This is a genomic window from Actinosynnema sp. NPDC023794, from assembly GCF_040639675.1.
In the GTDB taxonomy this organism is placed as follows: domain Bacteria; phylum Actinomycetota; class Actinomycetes; order Mycobacteriales; family Pseudonocardiaceae; genus Actinosynnema; species Actinosynnema luteola.
In genome coordinates, this window is the sequence record NZ_JBFAFR010000078.1 from 1 (window position 1) to 7322 (window position 7322).

The following is a 7322-nucleotide window of genomic DNA, read 5'->3' on the forward strand; positions in this document are numbered from 1 at the left end:
TCAAACGACACCTCTCCGACGTCGTCTACCGCGCTCTACGCATCGACGCCACGATTACCCGACCAACCTCCGCTTGACAGAGGAGCGATTTACAGTCCCTGGTCCGATGCGGCGTGTCGCGCGGCGGTGATCTCGGGGTGGATGTGCCAGTCCTGTGGTGGGTTGATGTTGTCGGGGTTGCCCCAGAGTCCGGTGCGGTTGATGCCGCCTGCGGTGGTGCGTTCGGCGAGTTCGGGGGACAGGAGGATGTAGTCGAGTCGGTTGCGCAGGCTGCACGACTGGAACGTGCCGGGTCGTGGTCCGGGGTCGAAGAGGGGCAGTGCGGCGGTGTCGACGATGGTGTGCCGAGGCCGAGCAGTGGTTCCAGGGTCGGGTGTTTGGGCGGGGTGTCGTTCGTGGGACCTTTGTTGAGGTCGCCGAGGACCGCGATGAGGTCGGCGCCGTCGGCGCGGAGCTGGTCGTAGATGTCACGGACGCGTTGGCATTGCCTGCTGCGCAGCGGGTCGGGATTGCCGCTGGAGAACGATTGGCTTTTGAGGTGGTTGAACAGCAGGAACAGGTCCTTGCCGTCGGGTAGTCGGACTTGGTAGACGGGACAGTCGTGACTGAACAGAGGACGGCCGGGTTGTCCGGGTCGAGGTCGTCGACGTGGCTCCTGACGGAGGCGATGTCGATGGGGGCGGGGTGTAGAGGCCGACGTCGATGCCGCGGGGGCGTTGCCGTCGACCAGCATGGCGTGGCCGTAGCGGCGGTCGAGCAGTTCGTCGTTGAACCGCGCCAGTGAGGGGCGGTCTTCGGCCTCGACGACGCAGAGGATGTCGGCGGCGACGTCGTTGATGACCTTGGCGGTCATCCGGACGGCCAGCTCGTCCACCGGCTCGGTGATCAGCTCGACCCAGCCGATCCAGTCGCCGCGCCCGGAGGCGACGATCTCGACGTCACGGTCCTGGCGTTGGGTGAGGAAGTCGCCGCGGTTCTCCCGCAGCAGCGCCCATGCCTCGAACGGGCGAGGGGTTGAGCACCAGGCGCCCGGCGTCGCTACGGACGAGGACCTCGAGGGTCTCCAGGGCTTGCAGCATCGCCTGCTTGTCCGCAGGGGTGTAAATAGTCTTCGCGGCGAGGGTGTTGAACTGGCCGAAGGCGGCGAGGGCGGGCCCGCCCTCGGCCTGAGTGGCGGTGTCGAGTGCTTTCGCCCGGGCGAAGAGGTTCTCGACGTTGAACGTGGCGAGCCGGATGGTCAGGGTGACGTCCTCGATTCGAAGCGGACAACGAAGCATCGGCCTGGTGGGTCGGGGCGGGTAGACCAATAGTCTCGCTTCTCACATCGCTCACGCCGCTGGCGGGACCACGCGATACACCCGAAGGTGTGACAGGGCCGGGGACGTGGTCATGCTGTCACAATGTCAACAGTTCCATGGATTGCGCTGGCCGGCAACGCTAGGCCCAGCGGGGCATACTGAACGCCTCATGCACATGTGAACCTTGGAATTTCGATGCAACGCGATACCGAATTAGACGCTCTCGCTCAAGCGAAAGACACCGCCGCCGAACGCTGTCGACAGCTGAGAGAAGTGCACAATGCCGCCTACGCTCGGTACCAAGAATTAGTGAACCGCTTTGATGCCCTAAAGGTCGCGCATGATGAAACCGGTGAAGCCCAATCTGCATTCGAGCAGTCGGGAGAGGCTCGCGACTGGGGTGACCACGAGGAGGCTCGCGGGGCGTCCGAAGAGGGTCATGAGCTAAAAGACCGGCCGGGGGGCCTTGCGGAGAAAAAGCGTCAGATTGCGCAAGAGTACCGTGAAGCCCGAGAGGCGTGGCGCCAGGCGCGGCGTGAGTTGGTGGCGGCTAAAGAGGAGCACGAACGTGCCAAGGCGGCGTTCACTGCCCGATTGAATTTGGTGAAAGCTATTAATGCAGAACACCGGCGCAGGCGACGCGCGGACCGGCAGGAGCGAAGTCGTCATCGCTGAGGCGATCGGGATCTGCGAGAAGAAGACAAATAAGCACGTCTGGAGTGATCAAGGGTCGAATGTGGGTCCAGGAGTACTCCAGCCGTCGAGGTAGGGCTGGAGATCATCTGGTGTGAGGGTCGGCGGGTCCGGCATGACGGGCATGAGACTGAGTGGGTCGAGCGCGTCGATGTAGGACTGGGCCCAGCGCAACCACGGGCGTGCGCTCTCGATGGGCACGATTTCCGGCTCGGCCGCGGCCAGTTCGGCTTTGAAGTCGGCACAGTAGGCGCGTCAGCCGACCGGGTGCAGCGGCAGGTTGACGGTGTCGCGGCGGTGCAGGTCGCTCCACGCCCGGCTCAGGCGGTGCACCAGTTCGGTCAGGACCTCCGAGGGCAGGGAGAACGGCAGGCGGATGAAGTTGTCGTGGCCGCCGGTGGGGTCGGTCGCCGCGCCCGGCACGATCTCCACGCCGTGCCGCAGCGCTAGCTGGGCGAAGACCCGCGCGTCGGTTCCGGGCAGTTCCACCCACAGCGCCGACCCACCGTCGGGCACCCGCCAGTGCCAGTCCGGCAGGAACTCGGTGAGCAGCTCGCGCAACTGGTCCAAGCGGGCGCGCAGGGCCGAGGAGCGGTTGCCGGCGATCTCGCCGAGGCGCGGCAGCACCCTGGCCGCCAGCGCCTGGTCCAGCAGTGGGCTGGACAGGTCGGCCCGCACCTTGTACCGCGCCAGGCGCTCCACCACGTCGACGGAGGCGCGCAGCCAGCCGATGCGCAGCCCACCCCACGCCGCCTTGGCCAACGAGCCCACCGTGAGCACCTCGCCGGCGGGCGGGGCGAACGCGGCGACCGGCGGCGGCACGCGGGTGTCGGCGCCCGTCGACATGTAGGCGTTGTCCTCCAGCACGGGCACCTGGTGGCGGGCCGCCAGCTCGGCCACCCGCCGCCTGCGGTTGGCCGACATGAGCAGGCCCGTGGGGTTGTGGAAGGTCGGCATCAGGTACAGCAGCGCAGGTTCGTGCTGCGCCAGCACGGCGGCCAGGCCGTCCACCCGGATGCCCTCGTCGTCCAGCGGCACCGACACCATCGTGGCGCCCGCGGCGAGGAAGACGTCCAGGCAGCCCGGCCAGCTCGGCTTCTCCACCACGACCACCGCGCCGGGCCGCAGGTACATCTGCGTCACCAGGCCCAGCGCCTGCTGCGCCCCGGTGGTGACCAGCACCTGCTCCGGCGTCGTCAGCAGGTCCAACTGCTCGTAGTGCTGGGCGATCTCCTCGCGCAGCGGCGCGTACCCGCGCGGGTGGTAGCCGACGTCTGCCAGCAGGTCGTCCAGCTCCTCGGCGACCAGCGTGCGGGTGATCGCGGCCAGCTCCGGCGCGGCGGGCTCCACCGCGAACGACAGCGAGATGACCTCGCCCGGACCGTCCACCAGCCGCTGGAAGATCGACGTGGCCCGACCGCCGGGCACCCGGCCGTCGGCGCCCGTCCGCGGGCGCGGCGCGGTGCGGCTGACCCTGGTGCCGCTGCCGCGCCTGCTGTCGACCACGCCCCGGCCGCGCAGCTCGTCGTAGGCAGCCACCACGGTGGCCCGGCTGGTGTGCAGGAGCTTGGCCAGGTCGCGCTCGGAGGGCAGGCGCTCCGTGGGGCGCAGGTCGCCCGCGCGCACCGCGCGGGTCAGCGCCGAGGCCAGCCTGCGGTACAGCGGCCCGGTGGTGCCCGCCCAATCGCCGAGGATCTCCACCAGCTCGGCGGGGTCCTGGTAGCGCTCCATCTGACCGTCCCGTGCTCGTCGTCGGTGCGGGTCAAGTTAGCGCCCGACCGCGGCGTGACGATCCGGTCCGAAGGCAACACCGCCCGGATGGCGGTACGGGAATCCACCTGCCAATTCGGGGTGGATTGGCCGGGGTGGGCCGTTCGGCGGCGGTGCAGACTTCGGGCGTACCGCCGCGAGCGGTCGGCGCTCGCGGATCGCCTCGGCGGACAGGAGCGAATCGCGTGGACTTCGGGCTGTTCTACTTCGCTGACGACCCAGGTCGGGACACCGACCGCTACCGCCTGCTGGTCGAGGGCGCCCGCTTCGCCGACAGGAACGGCTTCACCGCCGTCTGGACGCCGGAGCGGCACTTCCACACCTTCGGCGGCGGCTACCCCAACCCGGCGGTGACCGGCGCCGCGCTGGCCGCGGTCACCGAGCGGGTCGCCATCCGCGCCGGTAGTGTCGTGGCGCCGCTGCACCACCCGCTGCGGATCGCCGAGGAGTGGTCGGTGGTCGACAACCTCTCGGCGGGCCGCGCCGGGGTCTCGCTGGCCTCGGGCTGGCACGCGGTCGACTTCGCCCTGCGCCCGGAGAACTACGCCGCGCGCCGGGACGTGCTGGTCCGGACGCTGCACGAGGTGCGCGCCCTGTGGCGGGGGGAAGCGCTCGCGGTCGTCGACGGAGCCGGGCAGGAGGTCGAGGTCGGCGTGCACCCCCGGCCGGTGCAGACCGACCTGCCGATGTGGCTGACCAGCGCGGGCACCGTCGAGACGTTCCGCCAGGCGGGGGAGTGCGGTGTCGGCGTGCTCACCCACCTGCTCGGCCAGGAGCCCGAGGACCTGGGCAAGAAGATCCGCGCCTACCGGGAGTCCTTCCGCGCCGCGGGTCCGGCGATCCCCGAGCCCGGCCGGGTGGTGCTGATGCTGCACACGTTCCTCGGCGAGGACCGCGACCGGGTGCGCGAGATCGTCCACGAGCCGTTCAGCGCCTACCTGCGCAGCTCGATCGGGCTGATCCTGCGCGCCTCCGGCGATCTGATGCCCGGTGTCGCGCCAGAGGACCTCGATCCCGAGGACGTGGACTTCCTGGTGGCTCGCTCCTTCGACCGCTACTTCGACACGGGCGGCCTGTTCGGCACCGTCGAGGACGCCTCGCGCACCCTGGAGGTGCTGGCCGGCATCGGGGTCGACGAGGTGGCCTGCCTGATCGACTTCGTCGGCGACACCGACGCCGTGCTGGGCGGTCTGGAGCACTTGGCCCGGCTGCGGGAACGTTGGCAGGACTGAACGACCGGCGCTGAGCACCCGGCGGCGGACAGCTGACGGGCACGGGGACCGGGACGACCCGGCCCCCGTGCGCGGGATCAGCGCGTGGACAGGTCCGCGGCCACCGCCGAGGCCTGCGGCGCGGCCGAGCGGGTGACCGCGCGCTGCGCCCGCGAGGGCACGCCGTTCACGCCACCGGTGCTCGCCGCGTAGCTCGCCACCGCCCACGCCACGGCCTTGGCGTTGCGGCCCAACGCGGTCCGGCCGACGTTGCCGAGGTCGTCGCACCCTTCGTGGTAGCACGTGTCGAACGGCGCACCCGCGGTCCCGCCCCACTCGGCGGCCTGCGCGGCGGTCTTGCGCTTCTGGTTGCCGGTGAACAGCGTCCCGGACGGGATGCCGGCGGCGGTGAACCAGCGCTGGTCGGACACCGGGTCCTGGGCCTCGCCCTGGGCGCGCACACCGACCGAGGCCAGGTAGTCCACCAGGGTCCGTTCGATGTGCGCCGAGCCGTGCGGGCCGGGCGCCGGGCCCTGCCCGGTGGAGTTGTCGCCGTCGTAGACGAAGTAGCCCGCGTTGGGCGCGGCCAAGGTGTCGAAGTTCAGGTACAGCGCGATGTCCAGCTGCTGCTCGAAGGTCAGCCGCTCCACGTAGTGGCGCGAGCCGAGTTGGCCGAACTCCCACGAGCCCCACCACACGAACCGCACCGCGTTGGCCGCCTTCGGGCGAGAGCCCAGTGCCAGCGCGGTTTCCAGCAACGCCGCCGCACCGGTGCCGTTGCCGCTGATGCCCGGTCCTTCCACGACGCTGTCCAAGTACGCGCCGGCTACCACGACGTTGTCCGCGCGGCCGGTCGCGGTCTGCGCGACCAGGTTCACCGACGTGCGCTCCTCGGCGAACCGCCTCAGGTCCAGCGATACCGGCTGGCCCGCCCGGGAGCGCAGTGCCCGGCCGTCGGCCTCGCTCAGCCCGCCGGTGGGGATGCGCGCGGCGGCGTCGGAACCGAGCGAGCCGCGCAGCCAGCTGTCCGCGTTGTTGTAGATCAGCGTGGCGGCGGCGCCCGCCGCGGCGGCGTTCTGCTGCTTCACCGCGAAGGAGCACACCCCGCGCCGCACCAGCACGATCGCGCCGGTGTAGTCCGCGTCGGCGAAGTCGGCGGCCTCGCAGCCGGGTGTCGCCTCGTCCGCGACCACCGCCAGCGGGCCGGTGATGCCGCCGACCGGCGTGTTCGGGGTGAACAGCATGTAGTTGACGTCGATCCGCTCGCCGCCGACCACCAGGTGCTCGGCGGTCGGCTCGGAGTAGGAGACCGGGAACTCCTGCCGGGTCACGGTGAACCCGGCGGCGGTGAGCTTGTCCGCCACGTAGTCGGCCGAGGCCAGGTAACCCGGTGAGCCGGGTGCGCGGTGGCCGCCGTTGCGGTCGGCGATGCGCTGGAACGCGATCAGGTGCCGGTGCACGGCGTCCACTCCGACCGCCCGCGTGGCCGCGCGAGCCAGGGCCGGTCCCTCGGGTCCGGCGTGGGCGACGTGGGCGGTGGGCAGCACCAGCAGGGTCGCGGCGAGCACGGCTGCGGCGCGTCGGGGTGTTCGGCTCGTGGCGGACATGGCGTCTCCTGTCTGTGCGGCATGCGATCCACCACAGCGTCGTGGCACGCGCCGGGACGATCCTGGGCCAATGCCGGTCGAAGTGGACTGTTTTCCACCGCGGGCCGGCCAAAACGGTCCAGTTTCCCGGGATTTGGCTCGGGTCCGCCGGTCGGGCCGTGGGCGAGTGTGGAACCACCGCGGGCCGCCGACCCGACCGGGCCCCGTCGACCCCAGGACGGAATCCATGCGCTCACCTGCCTCCTCCCTCGCCACGCTCGTCCAGGCCGCCGTCGCCGCGGACCCGGCGGCCACCGCCGTCGTCGCCGGCGACGACCGGCTCGACTACGCGGGGCTCGACGCCCGGTCCTCCCGGCTGGGCAGGTTGCTGGTCGAACGCGGGGCCGGCCCGGAGGAGGTCGTCGTGGTGGCCATGACCCGCTCGGTCGACCTGGTGGTGGCGCTGCTGGCGGTGGTCAAGTCCGGTGCGGCCTACCTGCCGGTGGACCCGGACTACCCGGCCGAGCGGCTCGCCGCGGTGCTGGCCACGGCCCGGCCGGTGCTCGTGCTCACCGACCGCGCCACCGGGTTTGCCTCCGACCTGCCGACCGTCGTGGTGGACGACCTGGCGGAGGGACCGGCCGAGCCGCCCACCCCCGCTCCGGGCGGCGGCCATCCGGAGCGGTTGTGCTACGTGATGTTCACGTCGGGGTCGACGGGTGTGCCGAAGGGTGTGGCGGTGACGGATGCCGATGTGGTGGCGT

At 71.0% G+C, this 7322-nt stretch carries 7 protein-coding genes; 3 read left to right on the forward strand and 4 right to left on the reverse strand.

Going from position 1 to position 7322, the window contains the following annotated elements:
• Positions 1–25 precede the first annotated feature (25 nt).
• Together AB0H12_RS44835 and AB0H12_RS44840 are read right to left on the reverse strand one after the other, a co-directional pair.
• Complete coding sequence (locus tag AB0H12_RS44835) at positions 26–874, reverse strand: hypothetical protein (protein WP_499632796.1); 849 nt, start codon at positions 872–874, stop codon at positions 26–28.
• A 64-nt stretch (positions 875–938) separates the two neighbouring features.
• Positions 939–1277 carry a hypothetical protein gene (locus AB0H12_RS44840; RefSeq protein WP_499632798.1) on the reverse strand — a complete coding sequence of 113 codons (339 nt, stop codon included), beginning with the start codon at positions 1275–1277 and terminating at the stop codon, positions 939–941.
• A 216-nt stretch (positions 1278–1493) separates the two neighbouring features.
• Between AB0H12_RS44840 and AB0H12_RS44845 the strand changes: the two genes are divergently transcribed.
• Complete coding sequence (locus tag AB0H12_RS44845) at positions 1494–1973, forward strand: hypothetical protein (protein ID WP_499632800.1); 480 nt, start codon at positions 1494–1496, stop codon at positions 1971–1973.
• A gap of 273 nt (positions 1974–2246) precedes the next feature.
• Here the strand turns inward: AB0H12_RS44845 and AB0H12_RS44850 are convergent, their stop codons facing one another.
• Positions 2247–3722, reverse strand: coding sequence for an aminotransferase-like domain-containing protein (locus tag AB0H12_RS44850; protein ID WP_499632802.1), 1476 nt, complete (start codon positions 3720–3722; stop codon positions 2247–2249).
• A gap of 224 nt (positions 3723–3946) precedes the next feature.
• On the opposite strand from AB0H12_RS44850, the gene AB0H12_RS44855 reads away from it, so the two are divergent.
• Positions 3947–4993, forward strand: a complete 1047-nt coding sequence (locus AB0H12_RS44855; protein WP_499632805.1) for a MupA/Atu3671 family FMN-dependent luciferase-like monooxygenase — start codon at positions 3947–3949, stop codon at positions 4991–4993.
• Between the two features lie 77 nt (positions 4994–5070).
• On the opposite strand, the gene AB0H12_RS44860 is transcribed toward AB0H12_RS44855, so the two are convergent.
• Positions 5071–6579: a M28 family peptidase gene (locus AB0H12_RS44860; protein ID WP_499632808.1), complete on the reverse strand. Its 1509-nt coding sequence runs from the start codon at positions 6577–6579 to the stop codon at positions 5071–5073.
• 226 nt (positions 6580–6805) lie between these two features.
• On the opposite strand from AB0H12_RS44860, the gene AB0H12_RS44865 reads away from it, so the two are divergent.
• Positions 6806–7322 (forward strand): AMP-binding protein (locus AB0H12_RS44865; protein ID WP_499632810.1); only part of this gene is annotated, 517 nt, incomplete at its 3' end.

What these genes read in the sequence shown, in the direction of transcription:
- AB0H12_RS44840 (WP_499632798.1), bottom strand. Translation starts at nt 1,277, where the DNA reads ATGCTTCGTTGTCCGCTTCGAATCGAGGACGTCACCCTGACCATCCGG.
- AB0H12_RS44850 (WP_499632802.1), bottom strand. Translation starts at nt 3,722, where the DNA reads ATGGAGCGCTACCAGGACCCCGCCGAGCTGGTGGAGATCCTCGGCGAT.
- AB0H12_RS44860 (WP_499632808.1), bottom strand. Translation starts at nt 6,579, where the DNA reads ATGTCCGCCACGAGCCGAACACCCCGACGCGCCGCAGCCGTGCTCGCC.
- AB0H12_RS44845 (WP_499632800.1), top strand. Translation starts at nt 1,494, where the DNA reads ATGCAACGCGATACCGAATTAGACGCTCTCGCTCAAGCGAAAGACACC.